General features: G+C 66.9%; 23 protein-coding genes. 16 read left to right on the top strand and 7 right to left on the bottom strand.

Translation table 11 applies throughout. From position 1 onward, the window contains the following. Positions 1 to 248 precede the first annotated feature (248 nt). Positions 249 to 1,130, top strand: coding sequence for a Dyp-type peroxidase (locus ACTRWB_RS00950; RefSeq protein ID WP_048250167.1), 882 nt, complete (start codon positions 249 to 251; stop codon positions 1,128 to 1,130). Positions 1,131 to 1,211: 81 nt separating this feature from the next. Here the strand turns inward: ACTRWB_RS00950 and ACTRWB_RS00945 are convergent, their stop codons facing one another. Beyond that, complete coding sequence (locus ACTRWB_RS00945) at positions 1,212 to 1,613, bottom strand: OsmC family protein (RefSeq protein WP_048250168.1); 402 nt, start codon at positions 1,611 to 1,613, stop codon at positions 1,212 to 1,214. A 97-nt stretch (positions 1,614 to 1,710) separates the two neighbouring features. Next, entirely contained in the window at positions 1,711 to 2,634 is a 924-nt protein-coding gene (locus ACTRWB_RS00940) for a LysR family transcriptional regulator (RefSeq protein ID WP_446900602.1), read from the bottom strand. A gap of 462 nt (positions 2,635 to 3,096) precedes the next feature. On the opposite strand from ACTRWB_RS00940, the gene ACTRWB_RS00935 reads away from it, so the two are divergent. The 5 genes from ACTRWB_RS00935 to ACTRWB_RS00915 all read left to right on the top strand — a co-directional run bounded on the left by ACTRWB_RS00935 (position 3,097) and on the right by ACTRWB_RS00915 (position 8,402). Continuing rightward, positions 3,097 to 4,161 carry a helix-turn-helix domain-containing protein gene (locus tag ACTRWB_RS00935; RefSeq protein WP_446900601.1) on the top strand — a complete coding sequence of 355 codons (1,065 nt, stop codon included), beginning with the start codon at positions 3,097 to 3,099 and terminating at the stop codon, positions 4,159 to 4,161. Continuing rightward, positions 4,110 to 5,426 (top strand): Nramp family divalent metal transporter, encoded by a 1,317-nt coding sequence (locus ACTRWB_RS00930; RefSeq protein ID WP_446900600.1) that lies wholly within the window; start codon positions 4,110 to 4,112, stop codon positions 5,424 to 5,426. Before ACTRWB_RS00935 ends, ACTRWB_RS00930 begins: the two co-directional genes overlap by 52 nt. 81 nt (positions 5,427 to 5,507) lie before the next feature. Beyond that, on the top strand, positions 5,508 to 6,098 hold the full coding sequence (locus ACTRWB_RS00925) for a phosphatase PAP2 family protein (RefSeq protein ID WP_446900599.1): 591 nt from the start codon (positions 5,508 to 5,510) through the stop codon (positions 6,096 to 6,098). Positions 6,099 to 6,559: 461 nt separating this feature from the next. Beyond that, a complete protein-coding gene (locus ACTRWB_RS00920; RefSeq protein WP_446900598.1) occupies positions 6,560 to 7,348 on the top strand; it encodes an SDR family oxidoreductase in 789 nt (262 codons plus the stop codon). A gap of 37 nt (positions 7,349 to 7,385) precedes the next feature. Further along, the gene (locus ACTRWB_RS00915) at positions 7,386 to 8,402 is read left to right on the top strand and encodes an NADP-dependent oxidoreductase (protein WP_193101038.1); all 1,017 of its coding nucleotides are present in this window, start codon (positions 7,386 to 7,388) and stop codon (positions 8,400 to 8,402) included. Positions 8,403 to 8,711: 309 nt separating this feature from the next. Here the strand turns inward: ACTRWB_RS00915 and ACTRWB_RS00910 are convergent, their stop codons facing one another. The 4 genes from ACTRWB_RS00910 to ACTRWB_RS00895 form a co-directional block, all read right to left on the bottom strand. Beyond that, on the bottom strand, positions 8,712 to 9,767 hold the full coding sequence (locus tag ACTRWB_RS00910) for an AI-2E family transporter (RefSeq protein ID WP_129516818.1): 1,056 nt from the start codon (positions 9,765 to 9,767) through the stop codon (positions 8,712 to 8,714). 236 nt (positions 9,768 to 10,003) lie between these two features. After that, on the bottom strand, positions 10,004 to 10,588 hold the full coding sequence (locus ACTRWB_RS00905; RefSeq protein WP_048250176.1) for a BPSL1445 family SYLF domain-containing lipoprotein: 585 nt from the start codon (positions 10,586 to 10,588) through the stop codon (positions 10,004 to 10,006). Positions 10,589 to 10,664: 76 nt separating this feature from the next. Beyond that, positions 10,665 to 11,051 carry a DUF883 family protein gene (locus ACTRWB_RS00900; RefSeq protein WP_175776084.1) on the bottom strand — a complete coding sequence of 129 codons (387 nt, stop codon included), beginning with the start codon at positions 11,049 to 11,051 and terminating at the stop codon, positions 10,665 to 10,667. 284 nt (positions 11,052 to 11,335) lie between these two features. Continuing rightward, positions 11,336 to 13,183 carry an ExeM/NucH family extracellular endonuclease gene (locus ACTRWB_RS00895; protein ID WP_446900597.1) on the bottom strand — a complete coding sequence of 616 codons (1,848 nt, stop codon included), beginning with the start codon at positions 13,181 to 13,183 and terminating at the stop codon, positions 11,336 to 11,338. A 207-nt stretch (positions 13,184 to 13,390) separates the two neighbouring features. Between ACTRWB_RS00895 and ACTRWB_RS00890 the strand changes: the two genes are divergently transcribed. The 8 genes from ACTRWB_RS00890 to ACTRWB_RS00855 all read left to right on the top strand — a co-directional run bounded on the left by ACTRWB_RS00890 (position 13,391) and on the right by ACTRWB_RS00855 (position 20,417). After that, complete coding sequence (locus ACTRWB_RS00890) at positions 13,391 to 13,744, top strand: YciI family protein (protein WP_069750127.1); 354 nt, start codon at positions 13,391 to 13,393, stop codon at positions 13,742 to 13,744. Positions 13,745 to 13,869: 125 nt separating this feature from the next. After that, the gene (locus ACTRWB_RS00885) at positions 13,870 to 14,292 is read left to right on the top strand and encodes a YciI family protein (protein WP_065502590.1); all 423 of its coding nucleotides are present in this window, start codon (positions 13,870 to 13,872) and stop codon (positions 14,290 to 14,292) included. Positions 14,293 to 14,336: 44 nt separating this feature from the next. Beyond that, positions 14,337 to 14,753: a VOC family protein gene (locus ACTRWB_RS00880; RefSeq protein WP_048250180.1), complete on the top strand. Its 417-nt coding sequence runs from the start codon at positions 14,337 to 14,339 to the stop codon at positions 14,751 to 14,753. Further along, positions 14,750 to 16,018, top strand: coding sequence for an RNA polymerase sigma factor (locus ACTRWB_RS00875; RefSeq protein ID WP_419687574.1), 1,269 nt, complete (start codon positions 14,750 to 14,752; stop codon positions 16,016 to 16,018). Before ACTRWB_RS00880 ends, ACTRWB_RS00875 begins: the two co-directional genes overlap by 4 nt. A 223-nt stretch (positions 16,019 to 16,241) precedes the next feature. Then, positions 16,242 to 16,664, top strand: coding sequence for a rubrerythrin family protein (locus tag ACTRWB_RS00870; RefSeq protein ID WP_048250182.1), 423 nt, complete (start codon positions 16,242 to 16,244; stop codon positions 16,662 to 16,664). Positions 16,665 to 16,787: 123 nt separating this feature from the next. After that, on the top strand, positions 16,788 to 18,125 hold the full coding sequence (locus ACTRWB_RS00865; protein ID WP_193101033.1) for a heterodisulfide reductase-related iron-sulfur binding cluster: 1,338 nt from the start codon (positions 16,788 to 16,790) through the stop codon (positions 18,123 to 18,125). 31 nt (positions 18,126 to 18,156) lie between these two features. Continuing rightward, positions 18,157 to 18,738, top strand: a complete 582-nt coding sequence (locus tag ACTRWB_RS00860; RefSeq protein WP_412025000.1) for a DUF3501 family protein — start codon at positions 18,157 to 18,159, stop codon at positions 18,736 to 18,738. A gap of 737 nt (positions 18,739 to 19,475) precedes the next feature. Beyond that, positions 19,476 to 20,417, top strand: a complete 942-nt coding sequence (locus ACTRWB_RS00855) for a transposase (RefSeq protein WP_193102187.1) — start codon at positions 19,476 to 19,478, stop codon at positions 20,415 to 20,417. A 141-nt stretch (positions 20,418 to 20,558) separates the two neighbouring features. Here the strand turns inward: ACTRWB_RS00855 and ACTRWB_RS00850 are convergent, their stop codons facing one another. Further along, a complete protein-coding gene (locus ACTRWB_RS00850) occupies positions 20,559 to 22,085 on the bottom strand; it encodes a mannose-1-phosphate guanylyltransferase/mannose-6-phosphate isomerase (RefSeq protein ID WP_446900596.1) in 1,527 nt (508 codons plus the stop codon). 427 nt (positions 22,086 to 22,512) lie between these two features. On the opposite strand from ACTRWB_RS00850, the gene ACTRWB_RS00845 reads away from it, so the two are divergent. Beyond that, a complete protein-coding gene (locus tag ACTRWB_RS00845; RefSeq protein ID WP_129516826.1) occupies positions 22,513 to 23,886 on the top strand; it encodes an undecaprenyl-phosphate glucose phosphotransferase in 1,374 nt (457 codons plus the stop codon). Between the two features lie 156 nt (positions 23,887 to 24,042). Next, positions 24,043 to 25,455, top strand: coding sequence for a UDP-glucose dehydrogenase family protein (locus ACTRWB_RS00840; RefSeq protein ID WP_129516827.1), 1,413 nt, complete (start codon positions 24,043 to 24,045; stop codon positions 25,453 to 25,455). Positions 25,456 to 25,481: the final 26 nt, after the last annotated feature.

Below are 25,481 nucleotides of genomic sequence, written 5' to 3'. Positions count from 1 at the left end.
GCATTCGGAACATCTGCACCTCCCCTGAAGTGAACGGTTGAAAGGACGCCGAAAAGACGTGTAAAGATTCTATCAGTACTGTCCGGCGCGCTGCAACGTCCGACGAATGCGGCGTTGCGGCGTCGATACGGTTAGTATTCAGGGTTTCGGCCCTGCTTTCGCGGGCTGTCCGCGGCGCGGCCCCGGCATGACGAGCGGCCCGCGACGCGGCCCTCGCAGATTCACCACGAACCATTCCTGAGGAAACGATGAGCGACGTTCAGCAAGGCATCCTGGCTCCGATCGATACGGCGGCCCGATACCTCACTTTCACGATTTCGAATGACGGCAATGTGGCGGCGGCGCTCGCCGCGTTGCGCGAGATCGTCGACGGGCGCGATACGGTCGTCGGTTTCGGACAGGCGCTGGCGGCGCACCTCGGGCGCCCGGTTCCGGGCCTGACCGATTACCCGGCGTTCGCGGTGAAGGACCGCACGCTGCCGGCGACGCCGGCCGACGTGTGGGTGTGGCTGCGCGCCGACGACCGCGGCGAGATCGTGCTGCGTGCGCGGGCGATCGAACGCGCGCTGGCGCCGGCGTTCGCGCTGCAGGACGCCGTCGACGGTTTCCGCTATTCGAACGATCGCGACCTGTCCGGCTACGAGGACGGCACCGAGAACCCGACCGGCGACGACGCGCTCGACGCGGCGATCGTGTCGGGGCAGGGCGCGGGGCTTGACGGCGCGAGTTTCGTCGCGGTGCAGCAGTGGCTGCACGACTTCGACCAGATGGAGCGCATTCCGTCGGGCGACATGGACAACATCATCGGGCGCCGCCGTTCGGACAACGAGGAACTCGACGACGCGCCCGAGTTCGCGCACGTGAAGCGCACCGCGCAGGAAAGCTTCGAGCCCGAGGCGTTCATGCTGCGCCGTTCGTCGCCGTGGTCGGACGCGCGCCGCGCGGGCCTGTACTTCGTCGCGTTCGGCTGCTCGTTCCGCGCGTTCGACGTGCAGATGCGCCGGATGAGCGGCGCGGACGACGGTATCGTCGACGGCCTGTTCCGTTTCACGCGGCCGCTGACGGGCGCGTATTTCTGGTGCCCGCCGATGAAGGGCGGCAAGCTGGATCTGTCCGCGCTCGGGCTGTAAGCGCCTGACTGCAACAAAGGACGGGCGGGCCGCGCATTGTGCGCGGCCCGCCCGTTTTGTTTTGCGCGTGGCGATCGCGCGTCAGTTCAACGTCGTCTCGATCCGCGTACCGCGCTTGATGAACTGCGTGACCGGCGTCTTCTCGCAGATCTCCGCGAGGCGCTGGCGTTGCGCGTCGTCGAGCGGGCCGTCGAGCGTCACGACGCGGCGCACGTATTGCACGCCTTCGCGATCGGCATGCAGCTCAGTGCGGACATCGATGCGCGCGGCCGGCCACGACTTGCGCTGCATATACATGCGCAGCGTCGCGGCCGTGCATTGCGCGAGACCGGCGAGCACGAACTCGTACGGCGCCGGCCCGCGGTCCTGGCCGCCTTCGCGTGGGCCTTCGTCGCCGGTCAGCGCGTGCGTGCCGGCCTGCAGCTGGACGACGTAGTCGGGCGCGTCGGCATCGAGGACGGCAGCGGCATGGATGAGCGACATGGCAAGTCTCCGGTAAGCGGGAAGAAGGCGGCAGGCGCTGCGTGGCAGCGCAAAGCCGTCAGCATACCGTTTCGCCCGGAACGGCGTCCGTAGCGTGCTACGCGTCGGCGGCGCCGGCGCTGCTGCGCACGAGCGCGGCGATGCGTTCACGCACCCACTGGTGCGCGCGGTCGGTATCGCGCGATTCGTGCCAGTACGCGAGGAGCGGGAACGGCTTGAGCCGCAGCGGCAGCGGCCGCACGACGATCGGCAGCAGCGCGGCCATCCGCACCGCATAGGTGTGCGGCAGCGTGACCAGCAGGTCGCCGGTCGCCGCGATCTGGCACGCGGCGAAATAGTGCTGGCAGGTGAGCCGGATATCGCGGAAGCGTCCATCACTGCCGAGCAGCACGTCGAGCGATTGCGGTTCGCCGAACGACGACACCGCGATATGCTGCGCCGCGAAATAATCGCCGCGCCGCAGCGCGTCGCGCGCGAGCGGATGATCGCGGCGCAGCGCGACGACGAGCGAATCGTCGAGCAGGTGTTCGGTGGCAATGCGCGGGCCCGTCTGCACGCGGCGATCGACGACGAGATCGAGATTGCCCGATGCGAGTTCGCGCTCGATGTCGGGCACCGCGATGCGGCGGCTCACGAGCCGCAGGCCCGGCGCTTCGTCGGCGAACGCGGCGACGATCCACGGCAGCGCGATCGATTCGAGCACGTCGCGAATGCCCACCGCGATGCTCAGGTCGAGCGTCGCGGGATCGAATGCCGACGGGTCGCGCGCGGTGCCCTGCAGGCCATTCAGGTGCAACTGCACGTCCGCGATGATCGAACGCGTGCGCTCGGTCGGCACGACGCGGTTGCCCTGGCGCACGAACAGCGGATCGTCGAAATGCGCGCGCAGCCGGTTGAGCGCGTGCGTGACGGCCGGCTGCGTGAGATGCAGCGCGCGGGCGGCCGCGCCGATGCCGCCGTGCACGTAGACGGCGTCGAGCACGCGAAACAGGTTCAGGTCGAGACGGTGATCGGCGGGCACGGGGTGCGGGCGGGGTGGTAAGCGGTGGATAGATTCTAAAGGATGCGCAGGCAACGGATACGCGGGCTTTCGTGCGCGGCGATCGATGGCGTTCGCCGCATGTCGATGCCGTTCGAACCGATACGCGCTGCAACACAATGCGGCCCGTGATACATGATGGCCGCAACAATCGGCCGCATAGAGAAGCGCGATTCTATTCCGGCATCGCAGCGGCCGGTGGCAGCCTGTAGTAATCCGCCATCATGCTGTCCCCGTCGGCCATTTCGCGCCAAAGGCGTGACCCGTTCGGCTAAGATGCCGTCGCTTCATATTTCGGGATAGCCGTCCTGTCGCACGCATTCAAACCAAATATAAGCCTGACAGTTCGACGGTATTAGAAGAAGTCGAAACAAGTCGGGGGCTTGGCCAGTGAATGCAGCAGATCAGAGGTGGGTCGTTATCTATTTGAGTACGGGGTTTTCGTTGGCCCAGGCCGCGCGTCTTGGCGAGGCTTTCAATCTGGCGAATCGTTTGCATGCGTTCAGTGCGGATTACCAGTTGAAGTACGTATCCGAAAGCGGGGGACTGTTGCAGTCGTCGTCCGGCGTGAGAATCGCCGCCGATCCGCTCGGCGACGAGCACAGTCGCCGTGCGCTCGCGTTCTTTCATCTTCACGGCGACCGCGCGGCCGTCAACTGGGATGACGCATTGCAGCGGCGCCTGACCGACATTCGTCATCATGCGCGCTGGATCGTCGACGCGATGGACTTGCCCGCGCTCGCGGCCACGCAGCGGCCGTCGGCGGCGATCGACATGCGGCCCGGCCGGGCCGGGCGCCGTGCCGCCACGACGATGGAACTGGAGGCCGGCGAGACCGACGTGTTCGCCGCCGCGCTCGACATGTTCCGCGACGATCTCGGCGACAGCGCCGCGCGGGAGATCGCCAGCAACATGCTGCGGCCGGTCGAGCAGCGCTATGCGCAATCGATGTGGGCGTTCCGCGAACTGAGCGCGAGCCCGTCGATCCGGATGTCGGCGCAGCGGTTGCGCGCGCAGAGCGTGAACCGCATCTCGATCGCGAACGCCGCGCAGGCCGCCGCGATGAGCGAGCGCAATTTCCTGCGGCGCTTCAAGAAGGAGATCGGCGTCACGCCGACCGAGTTCGTCCAGCACGTGCGGCTCGAGCGTGCGTGCCACATGCTGATCCACACGACGCTGCCGGCCGACAAGGTCGCGCGCCGCACGGGGTTCGGCAGCGGCGAGCGCCTCGCGAAGCTGTTTCGCCAGCGCCTGCTGATGTCGCCGACCGAATTTCGCGTCGCCGAGCGCGACAAGATCCTCGCCCACGGCACCGCGTTGCGCGATGCGGACGAGGGGCCCGCAGCCGCGTTTTGCGCGGGCGACGAGACGCGTTGTGCCGCATGCGACGATGCGCGCGAGAAAACGGGACGGATACCCGTAAAATCGTCGTGTCGCGATCTCGATCCCCTGTTTACATGCCCTTCCTCCCCACTACCGCCACTGCCCCTTTCTGCCCGTCGGAAGTAAAGGGCAGCATCACGATCGACGCCGGCGCGCCGCGCTGGCAGAAGCTCAAGCGTTTCTTCGGCCCCGGCCTGCTCGTGGCGATCGGCTACATGGATCCCGGCAACTGGGCGACCGACATCCAGGCCGGCTCGCAGTTCGGCTATTCGCTGCTGTGGGTCGTCGCGTTCTCGAGCCTCGCGGCGATCTTCCTGCAGATGCTCGCGGCGCGGCTCGGCCTCGTCGCGGGCAAGGATCTCGCGCAGGCCAGCTACGACCGCTATGGCCGGCTCGGCCGGATCGTGCAGTGGGTCACCGCCGAAGTGTCGATCATCGCGTGCGACATCGCGGAAGTTCTCGGTTGCGCGCTCGCGTTCAAGCTGCTGCTCGGCGTGCCGCTCGCGTGGGGGATCGTGTTGACCGCGCTCGACACGTTGATCGTGCTCGGCCTGCAGGGCAAGGGCTTCCGGCAGATCGAGGCGATCGTGCTCGCGCTGATCGCGACGATGGCGTTCTGCTTCGTCGCGCAGGTCGCGATCACGCCGCCCGACTGGCACGCGGTGGTCGGCGGGCTCGTGCCCGGCGATCCGGGCCACGACCGCAAGGACGCGATCGTGCTCGCGCTCGGCATCGTCGGCGCGACGATCATGCCGCACAACCTGTATCTGCATTCGTCGGTCGTGCAGACGCGGCACGTCGTCGGCGGCGCGCGCGGCGTGGTCCGCGACACGCTCGCGCTCGTGCGCATCGATACCTTCGTGTCGCTGTTCGTCGCGATGCTCGTCAATGCGGCGATCTTGATCGTCGCGGGCGCGGCGTTCCATGCGACGGGCCAGCACAACGTGACCGACATCGAGCAGGCCTACAAGCTGATCACGCCGATCGCCGGTGGTGCTGCCGCGCTGCTGTTCGGCGTCGCGCTGCTCGCGTCGGGGCAGAGCTCGACGCTGACCGGCACGATCGCCGGCCAGGTGATCATGGACGGCTTCCTGCATACGAAGATCCCGTGCTACCAGCGCCGGCTGATCACGCGCGGGCTCGCGCTCGTGCCGGCGCTGATCGGCGTGCTGTGGCTCGGCGACGGCTCGGTCGGGCAACTGCTCGTCTGGAGCCAGGTGCTGCTGAGCCTGCAGTTGCCGTTCGCGATGTGGCCGCTGATCCGGTCGGTCAGCGATCGCAACACGATGGGCGCGCACGCGATCGGCCGCGGGATGCGGGTCGCCGCGTGGGCGCTGTTCGCCGTCATCACCGGCACGAACCTGCTTTTGATTACCGGTGTCGCGGGCTGATACAGCCTGAAACAGGCTGACACAGACGCATGGCGCGCATACGGTAAACTGCGGCCTTTCGATAGCCGTCCGAAGTCCGTTATGTGGAGTGACATCAGCAACATCGGCGATGCCGCGCTGACCTTGCCGATCGCGCTGACGTGTGCGGCGTGGCTGGCGCTGACCGACTGGCGCCTCGCGGTCCGCTGGAGCGTGCTGCTCGCCGCGGGCATGAGCCTGGTCGGCGCAACGAAGATCCTGTATGCCGGGTGCGGCATCGAACTCCCGCAATTCGATTTCCGCGTGATCAGCGGCCATACGATGCTGTCGACGTCCGTGTGGACGGTCGCGCTGTCGATGCTGTGGCAGGCGTTCCGGCCGGGGAAGGCGCCCGGCATCGCGGCCGGGCTGGCCGTCGGCGCGATCACGGCGGTGGCGCGCGTATTCGATCACTCGCACACGATTCCGGAAGTCGTCGTCGGCTGGATGCTCGGCGCGCTGGTCGCACTGGTGTTCCTGCGCGGCTACGACGGTGCGCGCCAGCGTGCGTTCTCGCCGCGCGTCGCGGCGGTCTGCCTGCTGCTCGTGTCGGGCATCGCGTACGGGCACCGTGCGCCATTCCAGCAGATGATCGACACGCATTCGCCGCAGCTCTGCGCGTTCGTGCGCGCGCCATCCGGCGACGGATTCTGACGGCTGTTGGTTTCGGCGGCGGGGATTCCCACGCCGCTGTGTGGTTGCCGGCGATCGCCCGGCAATGGCCCGATTCCTTCTTCCGATCGCTTCCCGTCCATCGCGGAACGCAACGTTCGTTATCCCCCTGAATCAAACAACCGGCCGATTCGCAGGATCAGCCGCACCGGCTTGTGCATTGCCGCGGGCGTGCGAAGGTCATGAACCGAATCTATGACCGGGCATAACGAATATTCATTTCATCGATTGGCGGCATTCGCGTACGCTGGCTGTCGTTCGACCGGGGGCCGGCTGCCCGGCTTGCCCGGCGCGCGTCACGTTCGTCTCGATATACTTGCGGAAACCGTCAGGCACCTCGTCACGCCGAGGCGCCGTCAACCGGCATCTGTCAGCCGGGATACGCACGGAAAACCCGTCGCGGCAGCGTTGCGCGACGACGATTCACGATAGGAGCAGGTTCCATGACAGTCGTTTCTTCGCGCCTCGCAGGCAAGTGCGCTTACATCACGGGCGCCGCGGGCGGCCTCGGCCGCGCGATCGCACGGCGGATGGTCGAGCAGGGCGCCCGCGTGTTCGTGACCGACATCGTTGACGCGGCGGTGCTCGACGCATTCGCACAGGAACTCAACGCGGGTCATGCGACGCCGGTCGCGTTCGCCGCGACGCAGGACGTGCGCGACGAAGCGCGCTGGAAGGCGCTGCTCGCGCAGGCGACCGATGCGATGGGCGGGCTGTCGGTGCTCGTCAACAACGCGGGGGTCGGCTCGATCGGCTCGCCCGCGCAAATCGAGCTGGACGAATGGCGGCGCGTGATGGCGATTAACGTCGAGAGCATCGTGCTCGGCTGCAAGCATGCGCTGTCCTATCTGGCCGAGAGCCATCCCGCGTCGATCATCAACATCTCGTCGGTCGCCGCGTTCAAGGTCGAGCCGGATTTCACCGCGTACAACGCGTCGAAGGCGGCGGTCGCGTCGCTGACGAAGTCGGTCGCGATCGACTGCGCACGCCGCGAGATCGACGTGCGCTGCAACTCGATTCACCCGGCGTTCATCCGCACGGGGATCGTCGAGCCGCTGTTCCAGACGCTCGGCGAACGCGACGCAACGCGCAAGCTCGCCCGCGGTATTCCGCTGCGCCGGCTCGGCGAACCGGACGACGTCGCGCATGCGGCCGTGTATCTCGCATCCGACGAGAGCCGCTTCGTGACGGCCGCCGAACTCGTGATCGACGGCGGCATGTGCGCGGTCTGACGCGCATCCCGCACAACAACTACCGGAGGAGAACATCGTGTCGACACCCGTGAACCGCCAACTGCTGCTGAAGACGCGCCCGGAAGGGCGGGTCGGCCGCGAACATTTCTCCTTCGTCGAGACGCCGGTGCCGGCGCTCGCGGACGGCGAGGTGCTCGTGCGCGTGCAGTACCTGTCGATGGACCCGACCAACCGTGTGTGGATGAGCGACGTGCCGCAGTACCTGCCGCCCGTCGCGATCGGCGAGGTGATGCGCGCACTCGGCATCGGGCGCGTGGTCGCGTCGCGCCATGCCGGTTTCGCGGAAGGCGATCTCGTGCAGGGGCTCGTCGGCTGGCAGGACTACGCGGTTGTGCCGGCCGACCAGGTCGCGCAGCTCGTGAAGCTGCCCGCGCAGTCGGGCCTGCCGCTGCCGACGCTGCTCGGCGCGTGCGGGATGAGCGGGCTCACCGCGTACTACGGGCTGACCGACATCGCGCCGGTGCAGCCCGGCGAAACGTTGGTCGTGTCGGCGGCGGCCGGGTCGGTCGGCTCGATCGCCGGGCAGATCGGCAAGATCCACGGCGCGCGCGTGGTCGGTATCGCGGGCGGGGCGGACAAGTGCCGCTACCTGACCGAGACGCTCGGCTTCGATGCGGCCGTCGACTACAAGGCCGACGATTTCCGCCAGCAACTGAAGGCGGCGACGCCGGACGGCGTGCATGTCAATTTCGAGAACGTCGGCGGCGAGGTGATGCGCGCGGTGTTGTCGCGGATGGTGATCGGCGGGCGCGTCGCGCTGTGCGGCGTGATCTCGAACTACAACAGCGGGCGCGCGGCCGACGACGTCGGCGTGCTGATCTCGAAGCGGCTGACGATGCGCGGCTTCCTGATCCTCGACTACCGCAAGAGCCGCGAAGCCGTGCAGACGCTCGCGGGCTGGTTGCGCGACGGTCGGCTCAAGGCCGAGGAAACCGTGGCCGACGGTCTCGAAAACGCGCCCGACGTGCTGAATCGCCTGTTCGACGGCGACCATCGCGGCAAGCTTGTGCTGCGCGTCGATCCGGATGCGTGATCGGCGCCGCGGCGCGCGATGCCGGCCGCGGGTTGCCGTGAAGGGTTGTCGAACGCGGTGAGTTCGATCAAACGGGACTCGGTTTGGGACTTATCCCATATATCGTCCCGGCCTCTCTCCCTAAAGTGATCGCCAGCAAAAAGGCGGCGTGACAGATGAGTCACGCCGCCTTTTTTTCTGGTCACGCGGCAGTGGAGAGGGAACGTGCGGAGCAATGCGCAGCGGGCAGCATCGGCGGCGATGCGCAAGCTTCCGCGCGTGCGCGGACTACCGGCAGCCGAGTGCGTGGCACGGGGCCACGCGGGGTTGTCATTCGACCTGTTCGGCGCGCGCGTAGATATCCCAGCTCGCCATGAACAGGGCGGCGACGAGCGGCCCGATCACGAAGCCGTTGATGCCGAACAGCGCCATCCCGCCGAGCGTCGAGATCAGCACGACCCAGTCGGGCATCTTCGTGTCCTTGCCGACGAGGATCGGGCGCAGCAGGTTGTCGACGAGGCCGATCACGCCGACGCAGAACGCGACGAGGATCGCGCATTTCCAGACCTCGCCGGTCGCCAGGAAGTAGAGCGCGGCCGGTATCCACACGAGGCTCGCGCCGATCGCGGGCAGCAGCGACAGGAACGCCATCAGCGCGCCCCACAGTACGACGCCCTGGATGCCGAGGATCCAGAAGATCAGCCCGCCGAGCGCGCCCTGCACGAGCGCGACCGCGATGTTGCCTTTCACGGTCGCGCGCACGACCGTCGTGAACTTCGCGAGCAGCAGGTTCTTGTGCTCCTCGTCGAGCGGCAGCGCGCGGCGCACGCGGCGGCCGATCTCGCCGCCGTCGCGCAGCAGGAAGAACACCATGTACAGCATCACGCCGAAGCTGACGATGAACTGGAACGTGTTCTGGCCGATGCTGAATGCCTGGGCCGCCGCGAACTGGCTGATCTGCGCGGCGCCGTCCGCCAGCTTCTTCTGGATGCCGGGGATGTTGGTCAGCCCGTATTTCGCGAGCAGGCGCTGGATCGAGGTCGGCAGCGCGTGGATGATGTCCTGGAAGTACTGCGCATAGTTCGGCTGCGCGGTCTTGAGTTCCTGGTAGACGTAAGCAATTTCCTGGACGAGCGTGCCGGCGACGAACACGAGCGGCAGGATCACGATCAGGATGATCAGCGTCATCGTCACGAGCGCGGCCAGGTTGCGTCGCTTGCCGAAACGCGCGGCGAGCCAGCGCTGCACGGGCTGGAACAGGATCGCGAGAATGGTGCCCCAGAACACGGCGCCGGAGAACGGCGCGAGAATCCCGCACATGCCGACGGTGACCGCGAACAGCAGGAAATAGAAGAACTTTTGGTGGTCGTGATGTCCGCTATCCATGGGTGGCATTCGCGCAGATTGATGCTTGGTTTGATTGAATCTCGTTGCCCGGGGCGCGATCGGCTCGCGAACGTCACGGGTTCGCGGCAAAACGCATCGCAGGGGCGGCCCAACCGGAGTATGCCCGCAAAGGTGCCGCCATCATAGCCGCTGCGCGTGACCCATGCGAAAACGCCGCGGCCGGGGCCGCGGCGCTGCCGGGAAGCGGGCACGGCCTGAGGCCGCGCGCCGCGTCGTCAGATATCGAGCCGGGTGACCTTGGTGCCGTTCACCGACAGGTCGCCCATCAGGCCCGCGTTGGTCAGGACCAGCACCTCGACCGGCGCGGTGGCCGTGGTGGTATCGACCGCGCCGTTCGCACCGACCTTCACGACCGCAACCGATGCGTCGGCGCCGGCGGCCCAGCCGTCCGACTTGCGGAACGAGTCGAGTGCATCCTGCGTCATGAACAGGAACACGATCGCCTTCGACTGCGCGCCGGCCTGCAGGCCGACCGACAGCGACGACGTGTTGTAGTAGCCGACGGTGCTGCCGCCGACGCGCAGCGCGCCGTTGCCGGACTGGCCGCCGACGATGAAGCCGGCCTGCAGCACGTTCGGGAACACGAGCACGCCGCGCGATTTCCCGACGAGCTCACGCGAACCCGGCACCGTCGAATAAAGGCGCGACAGCGTTGCGTTCACGCTGGCGTCGATCGACTGTCGCTTCGACGCGCTGGTCGACGCGTTTTCGGGTTTGTCGGGCGTGGTCGTGCAGCCGGCGAGCGCGAGGCTGCCGAGCATCACGGCGGCGGCGGCTTTCATGGCGAGAGATTTCTGCATGGCGATTCTCCTTCGTTGTCTGATTGAGGACGGACGGTGCGGGCAACGGGGCGGGCAGCGGGGCGGCCGGCGCCGTTCAACGGCGGGAAAGGAGCAGGCCCGCAACGAACGCGAGGCCCGCGACGACACCGGCGGTTTGCCACGGGTTGTCGTGCACGGCCTGCGATACGCGTTCGGCCGAATCGCGCAGCCGGGCGGCCGCGCTGCCCGACGCGTGGTCGAGCGTGCTGCGCGCTTCATCGAGCCGGGACTGCACGCGCTTGCGCAGCGCGGCGATATCGCCGTCGCCATCGTTTTTTAGCAGGTCTTCCAGTTCGTCGACCAGCCCGCGCAGATCGTCGGTCACGTCGGCGTGCAGGTCACGAGCGGCCGAGCGCGTCGTGCGGCCCACGCGCCGACCGGTGCGCCGGATGTCGGACAGGCCCCGGTCCAGCTTGTGTTCGATCGAGTCGGTGAGTGCCATGGTGTTTATCCTCCTTCGATTCAAGGCTAATTTGAAGATAAGACGAATCCCAGCAACTAGTGTGATTCACTTGATCCAATTGAGTTTCGAGACAAATTTTCAATTCGTCGGCAGGATCGCCGCGAAGCCCCGTCGTGCGGGGCGGCGCAGCGGTTGAAAAAATTTCGCAATCGGGCGAGTCGGCGTATCGGGCAGCGATACGAAATGAATGCCCGGTAAATATGGCGTCGCCAGGGGCATCAGGTAAATAGTGCCGTTGCACGCGTTGTGCTGATGCAAATGCACTAGTCCACGCTGTTTCTGGGAGCACGGTTCGGGCCCGAGGCCGGCCCGGTGCCGCTGCCGTCAAGTGCGATATCGACGATGACGGGATCGTGGTCCGACGAGCGGTACGCGTCGGGTGCGTAGTAGGACGACCGTTGCGCGGGTGTCTTGTAATCGGGCACGGATTGCAGTGCAACCGGTTCGTCGGCGTTGATGTGCCAGATGTGTACGGCTTTCACGCGCGCGGCGAGCGTCGAGGTGGCAAGCGCGTGGTCGAGGTTGCCGGCTTCGCCGCGAAATACGTAGCTGTACGCAGCATCGCCGACGAAGCGGGTTATCAGGTTCGCGTAGCCGCGCGATTCGAGTGCGCGGACCGGATCTTCCTTCGCATAGCTGTTCAGGTCGCCGATCAGCAGCACGCCGTCGGCCGCGTCACCCGTCGGCGGCGCGGCGAGCCAGTCGGCAATGCGCGTGGCGGCCCGCGTGCGTGCCGCATTCCAGCAGCCCTGGCCGTCGGACTGGTCGAGGTCGGCGCCGGTCGCGTGCGGGCAGTTCTTCGACTTCAGGTGATTGACCGCGACGGTGAACGCGCGTGTGCCGCCGATGCGCCGGAATGTCTGCGCGAGCGGCGGGCGGTGCCGGCGGCCGAGCGAGACCGTGGCGGCGCGCCCGACCGGCTCGACCGTGCGGCTGTCGTACAGCAGAGCGACCGCGATCGCGTCGCGGCCGAGCCGCGCGGTGCCGGGATCGACCGCGCGCCAGCCGTCGCCGAGTTGCGCGGCGAGACGTTGCACGGCGCTCGCGTTGCCGTAGCCGTTGTTCTCGATTTCCATCAGCCCGATCACGTCGGCGCGCAGCGCACGCAACGCGGCGACGATCTTTGCTTCCTGCCGCACGAACACGGCGTGCGTTTTCGCGCCGCGGTTGGTCGGCGCGTCGAATCCGCCGCCCTGGCCGTCGCCGTTGAAATAGTTGAAGACGTTGAAGGACGCGACGCGCACATCGGCGTCCGGATGCCGGCCCGGCGCATCGGTCCGCGGATTCGCGGTGGCGTCGAACACCGGCGCCGCGCCGGCTGCCGGTTGCAGTCGCCACGTGTCGTAGCGCAGTTCGAGCACGCCTTCGACGCCGCGCACCGTGTAGCCCGCGCGCAGCGTGTTGGCGGCGCTCAACGCGGGCGGCGGATAACGGACCGTCGCGGGATCGCGGCGGTTCGAGCCGTCGTCGAGCACGATGCGGTTGAGCGCGTTGGCCGCCGCATATGCAGCGGCTTCGGCCGGCGGCGCGACCTGGGTCGGGATGCGCAACCTGCCGTTGCTGAGCACGACGCTGCCGTAGCGGCCGAGTTCGTGGGTATCGCTGACCGTCAGCGTTTGCGGCAGGCGCACCCGCATGCCTTCGTGCGCGGCCAGCACGGCCGGGGTGGCGACCGGTAGCGTGAGCGTCGCCGGCGTGACCGTCTGCCCGCGTGCGCAGACCGCGATGCCGCCCGACAGCACGAGCTGCGTGCGGCCGTATCGGTCGTCGACCCTGCCCGTGAGATGCACGAGATCGCCGGCATTCGCACGCACCTTCGGCGCGTAGACGAACAGGCCCTCCGGGACGCCCGGCCGATGCCGGCGTTGCGCGTCGGCCTGCTGGACGAAGAAACCGCCGAGGCCGTCGGCGCCGCCGAACGCCGCGGTGACGACCGCCTCGATCGAGGTCGTTTGCCCGGCCAGCGGCGACGGGCCGCGGGCGCTGCGGAGGTCGGCGATGGCCGTGGTCGCGCCGCCGCAGCCGGCGCTGACCGGCAGCGCCGCCGCGGCCGGCAGGAAGGAGAGGACGAGCGATAGCGCAACGGCAAGCGACGGAAGCAGGTGTGACATGGGACGGTCCACTGGAAGAAAATCCGACAGTTCGGGAACGCATCTTGACGGCAAAATGTCAGGAAGCGGCCGAATTGGCCGTCCGGCCAGTGCCGGATGGCTAACGATGCAGGCAGGCCCTGCCGCGGCTGTTACGCTTTCGCATCGGGTGTCGCACGCCGATCGCGCGGCGAACGCCGCTGCACCCCGTCCCCACAGGAGAAGCCCATGTCTTACATGCTGTTGATTGTCGAACCGACCGACCAGCGCGCCGAACGCACGCTCGACGAAGGGCAGGCGCTGTATGCGCGGATGGTCGATTTCGCCGAGTCACTGAAGGCGCGCGGCGTGCTGCGCGGCGTCGAGTCGCTGGAGCGCTCCGAGCGCGGCACGCGCGTGCAGGTGCGCGACGGCGAGACGCGCCTGCTCGACGGCCCGTTCGCGGAAGCCAAGGAGATGGTCGGCGGCTTCTTCCTCGTCGACGTCGACACGCGCGAAGAAGCGATCGAGATCGCGCGCCAGTGCCCGGCCGCGCAATGGTGCACGGTCGAGGTGCGCGCGGTTGGCCCGTGCTTCCTGTGAATGCGATGACTCGGTATTTACCCTGACTCGTCGCGGCGCGTGTCGATCCGGCCGGGTGCCGCCCGTCGTCAGGATAAGGCGCCGATGAACGGACGCCTCCTGCCACCGACGACAAGGAGTGAACGATGCGATTCATGATCATGATCCGGGCGAACGCCGTCAGCGAATCCGACGCGTTGCCGGACAACCGGCTGGTCGAGGCCATGACCGTCTATCACGAGGAACTGGCCAACGCCGGCGTGCTGCTCGATGCCAACGGGCTGCGGCCGAGCGCGCGCGGCTGGCGCGTGCGTTACACGGGCGGCAAGGGCACGGTGGTCGACGGCCCGTTCGCCGAGACGAAGGAGCTGATCGCCGGCTATACGCTGATCCAGGTGCGTTCACGCGACGAGGCGCTCGAATGGACGCGCCGGTTTCCCGCGCCGTTCGGCGCCGAGATGGATTGCGAGATCGAGGTGCGGCCGCTGTTCGAGCTCGACGACCTCACGCCGAGCGATGCGGTCGAGCGGTTCCGCGAACTCCACGTCGGCCGCGGCAACGCTGCCTGAATTCCCGCCTGAAGCCTGAATCCATTCCTACCGGAGCCCCCGTCATGCACAAAATGGTTTTCATCAACCTGCCCGTTACCGACCTGCCGCGCTCGAAAGCGTTCTACCAGGGGCTCGGCTTCGAGGTCGTGCCGGCCTATACGAACGACCAGGCCGCCTGCATCCGCATCAGCGACACGATCTTCGCGATGCTGCTCGTGCGGCCGTTTTTCCAGACCTTCACCGACAAGACCATCGTCGATCCGGCGACGCACGTGCAGGCGTTGTCGTGTCTGTCGTGCGAAAGCCGTGCCGAAGTCGACGAGGTCGTCGCGAAGGCGCGCGCGGCCGGCGGGTCCACGCCGCGTCCGCCGCTGGAGTACCCGGGCATGTACGGTCACGGGTTCGCCGATCCGGACGGCCACACGTGGGAGCTGATGTACATGGAGCAGGACGCGACTGCACAGGGGCACGCGTCGTGACGCGTGAGGCGACGCATCGTGCGATCGAAGCGGTCTGGCGGATCGAGGCGCCGAAAATCATCGCGCGCGCCGCGCGCGTGGTGCGGGACGTCGGCGTGGCCGAGGAACTGGCGCAGGACACGCTCGTCGCGGCGCTCGAGCACTGGCCCGTCGACGGTGTGCCCGACAACCCGGCCGCGTGGTTGATGACGGCCGTGAAGCGTCGCGCGCTCGACCGCGTCCGGCAGGAGTCACTCCATGCGGCGAAGCGCGACCAGCTTGGCCACGAAATGGACGCGCTCGAAGCGCATGTCGTTCCCGATATCGCCGATGCACTCGCCGACGCGAGCGACGACGACTTCGGCGACGATCTGCTGCGGCTGATCTTCACGTCGTGCCACCCGGTGCTGTCGACCGATGCGCGGGTCGCGCTGACGCTGCGGCTGCTCGGCGGGCTGACGACGGGCGAGATCGCGCGCGCGTACCTGACGCCCGAGCCGACGATCGCGCAGCGGATCGTGCGCGCGAAGCGCACGCTCTCGGCGGCGCGCGTGCCGTTCGAGGTGCCGGCCGCCGATGCGCGGCCCGCGCGGCTCGCATCGGTGCTCGAAGTGATCTACCTGGTGTTCAACGAAGGTTATGCGGCCACCGCCGGCGACGACTGGACGCGTCCGGCGCTGTGCGACGAGGCGTTGCGGCTCGGCCGCGTGCTGGCCGGGCTCGCGCCGGACGAAAGCGAAGTGCTCGGGCTCGTCGCGCTGATGGAGCTGCAGGCGTCGCGCATGCATGCACGCACCGACGCGCAGGGCCGGCCCGTGCTGCTGCTCGACCAGGACCGCAGCCGCTGGGATCCGCTGCTGATCCGGCGCGGTCTCGCGGCGCTCGAACGGGCGACGAAGCTCGGCGGCGTGCGCGGGCCGTATGCGCTGCAGGCCGCGCTGGCCGCCTGCCACGCGCGCGCGCGGCAGCCATCGGACACGAACTGGGCGCAGATCGTCGCGCTGTACGACGCGCTCGCCGAAGTCGCGCCGTCGCCCGTCGTCGAGCTGAATCGCGCGGTGGCCGTCGGCATGGCGTTCGGGCCGGCCGCGGCGCTCGAACTCGTCGACGCGTTGCGCGACGATCCCGCGCTCGTGCGCTATCACTGGCTGCCGAGCGTGCGCGGCGACCTGCTGGCGAAGCTCGGCCGCACCGACGAGGCCAAGACCGAGTTCCGCCGCGCGGCGGAACTGACGCGCAACGAACGCGAACGCGAATTGCTGCTCAGGCGCGCGACGGACGCGTGACGCATGAGCCGCGCGTGAGCGCGACGCACCGCGCGCCGAACCCGCGTTCCCGGCGATTCCGGCACCCGGCACTATCACCAGCATTGAAAAAGCCTATTGGGGGATGCGAACGCGAGCGCCTAGATTAAAGAGCGCGATGCGCGCCCCGGCAAACGCATCGTTCCCCACATACATCATCGGCCCGGCTTCATACGCGGCCGCGCCGACTCGCACGGAGGCGCAAATGGCTCAACTCAAGGGCAGCAAAACCGAAGAGAACCTGAAGGCCGCATTCGCGGGTGAATCGCAGGCGAATCGGCGCTATCTGTATTTCGCTTCGAAGGCTGACGTCGAAGGGCAGAACGACGTCGCCGCGCTGTTCCGCTCGACCGCCGAAGGCGAAACCGGCCATGCGCACGGCCATCTCGAATATCTGGAAGCAGTCGGCGATCCGGCAACGGGCCTGCCGTTCGGCTCGTCGCGGCTGAATCTCGAAGCGGCGATCGCCGGCGAAACGCACGAATACACCGACATGTATCCGGGCATGGCGAAGACGGCGCGTGACGAAGGCTTCGACGAAATCGCGAACTGGTTCGAGACGCTCGCGAAGGCCGAACGCAGCCACGCGAACCGCTATACGAAGGCGCTGGACAGCCTCGTCGACTGACGGGCCGCCGCGGGCCGCACGGCACGTGCCGGGTGACCGGCCAGCGGCAGGCCGTTCGTTCATCGCTGCCCGCAGCGCGCGGGCGGCGCGCTCGCGCGCATGCGCGCCACGCTGGAGCGCCCCATGCCCCACAAGGAAGGCAGTCTCGAAGCCCCGACCCGGCATCCGCTCGACTGGCAGTCCGATGCGTTCTACGACCAGGCCGCGATCGATGCGGAAATGACGCGCGTGTTCGACATCTGCGCCGGATGCCGGCGCTGCGTGTCGTTGTGCGGCGCGTTTCCGGCGCTGTTCGATCTGGTCGACGACACGCCGATGGGCGACATCGAGGAGGTGCCGAAGGAAGCGTTCGGCAAGGTCGTCGACCAGTGCTATCTGTGCGACCTCTGCTACATGACGAAATGCCCGTACGTGCCGCCGCACGCATGGAACGTGGACTTCCCGCACCTGATGCTGCGCGGCAAGGCCGCGCGCTACCAGCGCGGCGAAGCGTCGCTGCGCGACAAGATACTGTCGAACACCGATGCGCTCGGCCATTTCGCGGGTATCCCGATCGTCACGCAGACGGTGAACGCGGTGAACCGCACGCCGCCGGCGCGGCATGCGCTCGAAGCGGCGCTCGGCGTCGATCGCAACGCATGGCTGCCGGAGTTCGCGCCGCGCAAGTTCCGCCGCGCCGCGAAGCGCTCGGCCAACCCGCCCGTGCGCGACGGCGAACGCACGCCCGGCAAGGTCGCGATCTACGCGACGTGCTACGTGAATTTCAACGAACCGGGCATCGGCCACGACCTGCTCGCGATTCTCGCGCACAACGACATTCCGTACGAACTCGTCACGCGCGAAGCCTGCTGCGGGATGCCGCTGCTCGAGCAAGGCAACCTCGCCGGCGTCGCCGCGAAGAAGGCCGTGAACATGCCCGTGCTCGAACGTTATGCGCGCGAAGGCTACGCGCTGATCGGCGCGATCCCGAGCTGCGTGCTGATGTACAAGAGCGAACTGCCGCTGATGTTCCCCGGCGACGAAACCGTGCGCGCGGTGGCCGACGCATTCTGGGATCCGTTCGAATACGTGATCGCGCGACATCGCGACGGATTGCTGAAGACCGATTTCAAGACCGGCCTCGGCACCGTGTCGTATCACGTGCCGTGTCATGCGCGCGTGCAGAACATCGGCCGCAAGACGGCCGACGCGCTGTCGCTCGTGCCCGATACGCGCGTGAATGTCGTCGAGCGCTGCTCGGGGCATGCGGGCACGTTCGGCGTGAAGAAGGAATTCCATGCGGACGCGATGCGGATCGGCGCGCCCGTGTTCAAGGCGATGGCCGAGCCGAAGCCGGATTTCGTGTCGTCCGACTGCGCGCTCGCCGGCCATCACATCGTGCAGGGCATCGACGAGAAGGGGCTGCCGTCCGCGCCGCTCGCGCATCCGCTCACGCTGCTGCGTCGCGCGTACGGCATCTGAGCCGATGCCGGCCGACCCACGAGGACATCCCATGACGCTGACCCGCGATTCCCTGCTGACGCTCGAAGCGTACGCGAAGATCCGCAGGACCGAACACGCGCGGCTCGTCGCGTACAAGCGTCGCCGCGCGGTGGCGCTCGGCAACCATCTGCGTTTCCTGTTCGAGGACGAGACGACGATTCGTTATCAGATCCAGGAGATGCTGCACATCGAGAAGATCTTCGACGAGGCGGGCATCGAAGGCGAACTGGAAGCGTACCTGCCGCTCGTGCCCGACGGCACCAACCTGAAGGCGACGCTGCAGATCGAATACGAGCACGAAGTCGAGCGGCGCGCGGCGCTCGCGCGGCTGATCGGCGTCGAGGATCGCGTGTACCTGCGGGTCGACGGGCACGCGAGCGTCTACGCGCACGCCGACGAGGATCTCGAACGCGACAACGCCGAGAAGACGTCGGCCGTGCACTTCGTGCGCTTCGAACTCGATGCGCCGATGCGCGCGGCGCTCAAGGGCGGGGCCGGGCTGTCGATCGGCTGCGATCACCCGGCCTACACGATGCCGCCGCAGCGTGTGGACGCGGACGTAACCGCGTCGCTGGCCGGCGATCTGCGCTGACGCGCGCGTCTTGCACGCCGGTTTCCGTTTTTCCGTTCCGACCCGAAACAGAATTTCCGCACACGGTGCGGTGCTGCCGCGCGCCGGTCGCCGGCCGCCGGCCGCCGGCCGCCGCGAAGATGTAACAGGCGTCACGATTTGCATGCGGAGAAACAATGTGCATCGCGCGTCACCGTGTTTTCATCACTCGCGGAGAAACAATAAAAAGATTGTGCATGGAGATAATTCGACTGAGCGGTATTCGAATGATTTACCGATTCGTGAATATCTTGTTACGAAATTTCCTCTGATTTACCGATTTTCGGAAGCAATTCCGGAGATTGTTGCCGGCAGGGGCCGGAACGGCCCGAAAAGGCCTATTGGCGGGCATTCTTCAGACCCTGCGGAGCCCCGCCAGGCGGGCTTTTGCAGCGGAGCGCATAAAGATCTCGCAAAAAAATTCATGCGTAAATAGATTACCTATCCATGGCAGGTTGTTTCAGTGCGTAACATTAAGTCATTGTCATATTGAGATAAACCCTGAGGATGGTATGCTTCGTGCACAAAAATTCCCACATTGGAGTGAGACCGTGATTTGTGCGCCATTGCCGGGAATGGCGGCACCGTGAAAGTGCGGTGTCGCGCCGGCATGCACAACACCGGATAACCATAATGTGCAACCTGGCCGCCCCGCGACGCGAAGCATCGCGACGGCGCCGCCAATCGCAGCCCGGCCTGGCTGCGTGGAGAGATCTACTATGTTCTTCGATGAGCTTAACGATGAAGAGTGGTTTCGTCTTTCAACGCTGATCGCCGATGAACCCATCCGGCTGAATCGTCGTGGGCGTCCACGAGCCGAACCGCGCGTCGTTGCCAACGCGGTGCTCTGGATCCTGACGACCGGTGAAGCCTGGTCCAAGCTGCCCGGCCGTTATCCGTCCGGGCCGACGTGCCGCCGCCGCTACGAGGAATGGCTCGCGAACGGCACGTTGCTGCAGATGATCGATGCGTTGACCCAGTTCAGCGGGCGCACGTTCGCGTATATCCCGCCGCCGCCGGAGGCAGTCGTGCCTGCGCGTCGCGCGGAGCCCGTGCCCGACAACGATCGCTTGCGCGGCGTGTTCTGGCAAAACCCCGAATCGTGGCAATTGCCGGTTGCGCAGGCAAACGTTTGGGAGGGCGAAGGTGCGTCGATGAGTGCGATGCCGAACGACGAAACGGGCGATCCGTCCGGTGCGTCGTTCGCGGTGCCCGGCGCGCCGGCCGCGGAACTGCGCCATGCGCGCCCGTCGTCGGCGAGCTTCGCCGCGGCCGAACCGCAGGTCGACGAATATCGCGGTTATACGATCTGCGGTATCGCGCAGCCGGTGCAGAACCTGATGTATCGCGCATGGGCCGAGATCACGCAGGACGAACGGCGCGTCGAGCGTTCGGGCCTCATCGGTCCGCGCTTCACCGATGCCGAGGAAGCGGAGCAGTACGCGCTCGACTGGGCGCGCCAGTGGATCGATCGCCACGGTGCGAGCGACGAGCCGGCGCGCGCGCCGCAAAGCGAGGTGCTGGCCGGCTTGTCCGCGCTGGCGCGCGCGGAGTCGGACATCAAGCGCTTCATCGCCGAGCGTCATTCGGGTGCGCTGTCCGAAGGCCGCAACGATCCGGTGCAGCCGGAGCGTCGTGAATACGAGTACCGCGTAGGCTGAACGTCGTTCGAATGAAACGCGCGGGCCGTCGTGTGCCACGACGCCCGCGCGGAAGTCCCGTCTTACCACCCTGTTGCCTGCCACGCCCGCAGGCGCCGCCGTCGAAGCGGCGCCCCGGGCGCGTGATGCATTACTGCCGCATTACTGTCGGCCGTAGGTATCGTCGAAGCGGACGATGTCGTCCTCGCCGAGATACGCGCCCGACTGCACCTCGATCAGTTCGAGCGGCATCTTGCCCGGGTTCTGCAGGCGGTGCGAGACGCCGAGCGGGATGTACGTCGATTCGTTCTCGGACAACAGGAACGTTTCGTCGCCGCGCGTGATGCACGCGGTGCCGCGCACGACGATCCAGTGTTCGGCGCGGTGGTGGTGCATCTGCAGCGACAGTTGCGCGCCCGGCTTCACGACGATGCGTTTTACCTGGAAGCGCTCGCCCATGTCGATCGAGTCGTAGTGGCCCCACGGGCGATGCACCTTGCGGTGATCGGTCGCTTCCGCGCCGCGTTGCGCCTTGATGCGCCCGACGATTTTCTTCACGTCCTGCACGCGGGACTTGTCCGCGACGAGCACGGCGTCGGGCGTTTCGACGACGACCAGGTTCTGCGTGCCGACGCAGGCGACGAGCCGGCTTTCCGAATGCGCGAAAGTCGATTCGGCGTCTTCGAACAGCACGTTGCCGCGGCCGACGTTCTCGGCATCGTCCTTCGGCGAGATCTGCCAGATTGCGTCCCACGAGCCGACGTCCGACCAGCCCGCGTCGAGCGGCACGACGACGCTCTCGCACAGTTGCGGCAGGCCGGCGAGCGGTTCCATCACCGCGTAGTCGATCGAGTTCGACGGCGCCGCGGCGAACGCATCGCGATCGACGCGGAAGAAGTCGCCATCGGCCTTGCCCTGTGCGACGGCCTGTTCGCAGGCCGCGTAGATCGCGGGTTCGAGCTGGCGGATCGCCTTCAGCCAGACCGACGCGCGCACGATGAAGATGCCGCTGTTCCACCAGTATTCGCCCGACGCGACGTACTGCTGAGCAAGTTCGAGATGCGGCTTCTCGACGAAACGGTCGAGGCGGCGCACGTCGAGGCTGCCCGTCGCGGCGTCGCCGAGCGGCGCGCCGACGCGGATGTAGCCGTAGCCGGTTTCCGCGTGCTTGGGCACGATGCCCATCGTCGCGATCTTGCCTTGCGCCGCGCAGTGCACGCCGGCCGCGACGGCCGCGTGGAAGCGCGGCAGGTCGGCGACCGCATGGTCGGCCGGCATCACGGTCATCACCGCATCGTTGCCGCCGGCGACGAGCCGCAGCGCGGCGAGCGTCAGGGCGGGCGCGGTGTCGCGGCCGAGCGGCTCGAGCATGATCGTCGCGCGCTTGGCCGTCAGGCGCAGCTGTTCGGCGGTCGTGAAGCGGTGATCCTCACCGCACACGATCAGCACGTCGTCGTTCAGCGGATGGGCGGCCGTCAGGCCGTCGAGGCGCAGTGCGGTCGACTGCAGCAGCGAATGATCGCCGAGCAGGCCGATCAACTGTTTCGGAAAACGTTCGCGCGACATCGGCCACAGGCGTGTGCCGGAACCGCCGGCAAGAATCACCGGCTGCACGGCGAGGCGCGTGCCGGCGGCGGGTGCGGCGGAAGAAGAAGGGCGCGTTTCGGCTGCCACGGCCGGAGCATTCATGATGACACTCTCCACGGTTGAAGTCAGTGCCTGTCGTTTTAGCATGAAGTAAATCGACAATAAAACCGGACCCATTGCCCGCCATTCGCCGGGCGCGCATCCGGGAAATTTTCATCGATAGCATCCGATGCCAATAAAAAAATAAAAAATAATTCCGCGATTCGGCCGGGCATGACCGCCCGCAAAGGATGAGCGGAAATTGTAAAGATTCCGAAAAATTTCCAATTCCTGAACAATTCGGGAAAACGTGCCGCTTTAATTAAAAAATATCGCGGCAAGATTTTCCGATTATTTTTCGAAATACTTGTGCGCTTGAGGAGAAATTTTCTTGTCGCTTCAATAGCGTCATGCAACGTTTGAATCGAATGTGCGGCACGGGCTGCGCAAGGAGCTGTTCGGCAAACGCCTGTTCAGAGAGGAAGCAGACATGTTGAGCGTGCTGGCGAGAATCATCGATATCGCGATGGTCGTGACGGGGGCGCTGATCGCCGCCGCGCTGCACGGCGGCAGCATCTGGCTCAACGACCTGCAGCGCACGACGGTGCTGTTCGACTGCCTGCTCGTCGTTGTGTTCTTTCCGGCCGTCGGCATTTACCAGTCTTGGCGCGGCAAGCGTCTCGTCGGGCTGATGGGCCGTGTCGCGTTCGCGTGGCTCGCGGTCGAACTCGCCGGCATCCTGATGAGCTTCAGCTTTCACCAGTCGGGCGACCTGTCGCGGCTGTGGCTGGGTTACTGGGCGCTGGCGACGATGGCGCTGCTGGCCGGCTCGAAGGCCTGCGTGCACGTCGTGCTGCGGCAACTGCGCCGCGGCGGCTACAACCTGAAGGCGGTCGCGATCGTCGGCGGCACGCCGGCCGCGCGGCGGCTGATCGCACAGATGCGGGCACGGCCGGAAGCGGGCTTCAACCCGGTGTGCGTGTACGACGAAAGCGAAGCGCCGGGCGAAGTCGCGCTCGACAACGTGCGGATCGAGCGGCAGTTCGAATCGCTGGTGTGGCTGGTGCGCAGCCGGGCGATCAGCGAGCTGTGGCTCACGCTGCCGGTTTCGGAGGAGCGCCGGATTCACCAGATCGTGACGGTGTTCCGCCACGACTTCGTGAATATCCGCTTCATCCCGGACGTGCGCACGCTGTCGTTCTTCAACCAGGAGGTGGTCGAGGTGCTCGGCGTGCCGGCCATCAATCTCGCGGCGTCGCCGATCACCGATGTGCGGATCCTGCCGAAATTCGTGTTCGACCGGCTGTTCGCGCTGGCCGCGCTCGCGATGCTCGCGCCGGTGATGGTGCTGATCGCCGGCCTGATCAAGCTGACGTCGCGCGGGCCGGTGTTCTTCCGCCAGAAGCGCAAGGGCATCGACGGGCACGAGTTCGAGATCTACAAGTTCCGCTCGATGAAGGTGCATCAGGAAGTGTCCGGGCAGGTCACGCAGGCGACCAAGAACGACACGCGCGTGACGCCGGTCGGCCGGTTCCTGCGCCGCACGAGCCTCGATGAACTGCCGCAGTTCATCAACGTGCTGAAGGGCGAGATGTCGGTCGTCGGCCCGCGCCCGCATGCGCTCGCGCACGACGACATCTACAAGGATCTGGTCAAGGGCTACATGTTCCGCTACCGGATCAAGCCCGGCATCACCGGGTGGGCGCAGATCAACGGCTTTCGCGGCGAGACCGACCAGATCGAGAAGATGATGGGACGCGTGAAGCTCGATCTGTACTACATGCAGAACTGGTCGTTCTGGCTCGACATCAAGATCGTCGCGCTGACGCTCTGGAAAGGCTTCACCGGCAGCAACGCTTATTGAGCGCCCCGGGCGTGCCGCTTCGCGCCGGGTCCCCGAGACGGGACTTTCGGCGGAGCGGAAAACCCGGGGCGGCCCGGCATTTTTCCGAGCGGCAGTGCCACGCAGGCATTCCGGTTTAACGATTTTCGAATCATTGGTCACGAGGTCCGACACATCATGAATCTGACTATCATCGGCAGCGGTTACGTAGGTCTTGTCACCGGCGCCTGTCTCGCCGACATCGGGCACGACGTGTTCTGTCTCGACGTCGACCAGGCAAAGATCGACGTCCTGAACAACGGCGGCGTGCCGATCCACGAGCCGGGCCTCAAGGAAGTTATCGCGCGCAACCGCGCGGCCGGCCGCCTGCGCTTTTCGACCGACGTCGAAGCCGCGGTCGCGCACGGCGACGTGCAGTTCATCGCGGTCGGCACGCCGCCCGACGAGGACGGCTCGGCGGATCTGCAATACGTGCTCGCGGCGGCGCGCAACATCGGCCGGTACATGACGGGTTTCAAGGTGATCGTCGACAAGTCGACGGTGCCGGTCGGCACGGCCGAGCGCGTGCGCGCGGCGGTCGCCGAGGAGCTCGCGAAGCGCGGCGGCGACCAGATGTTCTCGGTCGTGTCGAATCCGGAATTCCTGAAGGAAGGCGCGGCGGTCGACGATTTCACGCGGCCGGACCGCATCGTGATCGGCTGCGACGACGACGTGCCGGGCGAGCGTGCCCGCGAGTTGATGAAGAAGCTGTACGCGCCGTTCAACCGCAACCACGAACGCACGCTGTACATGGACGTGCGCTCGGCCGAGTTCACCAAATACGCGGCGAACGCGATGCTCGCGACGCGCATCTCGTTCATGAACGAGCTGGCGAACCTCGCCGACCGCTTCGGCGCGGATATCGAGTCGGTGCGCCGCGGGATCGGTTCCGACCCGCGCATCGGTTATCACTTCCTGTATGCCGGCTGCGGCTACGGCGGCTCGTGCTTCCCGAAGGACGTCGAGGCGCTGATCCGCACGGCCGACGAGCACGGACAGGCGCTGCAGATCCTGAAGGCCGTGTCGGCGGTCAACGCCACGCAAAAGCGCGTGCTCGCCGACAAGATCGTCGCGCGCTTCGGAGAAGACCTGACCGGCCGCACGTTCGCGGTCTGGGGCCTCGCGTTCAAGCCGAACACCGACGACATGCGCGAAGCGCCGAGCCGCGAGCTGATCGCCGAGCTGCTGTCGCGCGGCGCGCGTGTCGCCGCGTACGACCCGGTCGCGCAGCAGGAAGCGCGCCGCGTGATCGCGCTCGACCTCGCCGATCACCCGAGCTGGCTCGAGCGCCTGACCTTCGTCGACGACGAAGCGCAGGCCGCGCGCGATGCCGACGCGCTCGTGATCGTCACCGAATGGAAGGTATTCAAGAGCCCCGACTTCGTCGCGCTCGGCCGTCTGTGGAAGGCGCCGGTGATCTTCGACGGCCGCAACCTGTACGAGCCGGAGACGATGAGCGAGCAGGGCATCGAATACCACCCGATCGGCCGGCCGGGCTCGCGCCAGGCCGTCGCGGCCCGCGTGCCGGGCACCGCGCGCGCCAGCGCGTAACCCTTTCCCGTCACTCGTTACGAGGC

The sequence above is a fragment of the Burkholderia sp. YIM B11467 genome (assembly GCF_052952715.1).
Note: the sequence above shows the minus strand (reverse complement) of the source record. Positions and strands in the feature narration are given on the sequence as shown.

Bases quoted from the DNA above. Each gene is read 5' to 3' on its own strand.
- ACTRWB_RS00925 (WP_446900599.1), top strand. From the start codon at position 5,508: ATGTGGAGTGACATCAGCAACATCGGCGATGCCGCGCTGACCTTGCCG.
- ACTRWB_RS00880 (WP_048250180.1), top strand. From the start codon at position 14,337: ATGCACAAAATGGTTTTCATCAACCTGCCCGTTACCGACCTGCCGCGC.
- ACTRWB_RS00890 (WP_069750127.1), top strand. From the start codon at position 13,391: ATGTCTTACATGCTGTTGATTGTCGAACCGACCGACCAGCGCGCCGAA.
- ACTRWB_RS00905 (WP_048250176.1), bottom strand. From the start codon at position 10,588: ATGCAGAAATCTCTCGCCATGAAAGCCGCCGCCGCCGTGATGCTCGGC.
- ACTRWB_RS00910 (WP_129516818.1), bottom strand. From the start codon at position 9,767: ATGGATAGCGGACATCACGACCACCAAAAGTTCTTCTATTTCCTGCTG.
- ACTRWB_RS00870 (WP_048250182.1), top strand. From the start codon at position 16,242: ATGGCTCAACTCAAGGGCAGCAAAACCGAAGAGAACCTGAAGGCCGCA.
- ACTRWB_RS00920 (WP_446900598.1), top strand. From the start codon at position 6,560: ATGACAGTCGTTTCTTCGCGCCTCGCAGGCAAGTGCGCTTACATCACG.
- ACTRWB_RS00930 (WP_446900600.1), top strand. From the start codon at position 4,110: ATGCCCTTCCTCCCCACTACCGCCACTGCCCCTTTCTGCCCGTCGGAA.
- ACTRWB_RS00865 (WP_193101033.1), top strand. From the start codon at position 16,788: ATGCCCCACAAGGAAGGCAGTCTCGAAGCCCCGACCCGGCATCCGCTC.
- ACTRWB_RS00895 (WP_446900597.1), bottom strand. From the start codon at position 13,183: ATGTCACACCTGCTTCCGTCGCTTGCCGTTGCGCTATCGCTCGTCCTC.
- ACTRWB_RS00850 (WP_446900596.1), bottom strand. From the start codon at position 22,085: ATGAATGCTCCGGCCGTGGCAGCCGAAACGCGCCCTTCTTCTTCCGCC.
- ACTRWB_RS00885 (WP_065502590.1), top strand. From the start codon at position 13,870: ATGCGATTCATGATCATGATCCGGGCGAACGCCGTCAGCGAATCCGAC.
- ACTRWB_RS00860 (WP_412025000.1), top strand. From the start codon at position 18,157: ATGACGCTGACCCGCGATTCCCTGCTGACGCTCGAAGCGTACGCGAAG.
- ACTRWB_RS00900 (WP_175776084.1), bottom strand. From the start codon at position 11,051: ATGGCACTCACCGACTCGATCGAACACAAGCTGGACCGGGGCCTGTCC.
- ACTRWB_RS00945 (WP_048250168.1), bottom strand. From the start codon at position 1,613: ATGTCGCTCATCCATGCCGCTGCCGTCCTCGATGCCGACGCGCCCGAC.
- ACTRWB_RS00840 (WP_129516827.1), top strand. From the start codon at position 24,043: ATGAATCTGACTATCATCGGCAGCGGTTACGTAGGTCTTGTCACCGGC.
- ACTRWB_RS00845 (WP_129516826.1), top strand. From the start codon at position 22,513: ATGTTGAGCGTGCTGGCGAGAATCATCGATATCGCGATGGTCGTGACG.
- ACTRWB_RS00950 (WP_048250167.1), top strand. From the start codon at position 249: ATGAGCGACGTTCAGCAAGGCATCCTGGCTCCGATCGATACGGCGGCC.
- ACTRWB_RS00855 (WP_193102187.1), top strand. From the start codon at position 19,476: ATGTTCTTCGATGAGCTTAACGATGAAGAGTGGTTTCGTCTTTCAACG.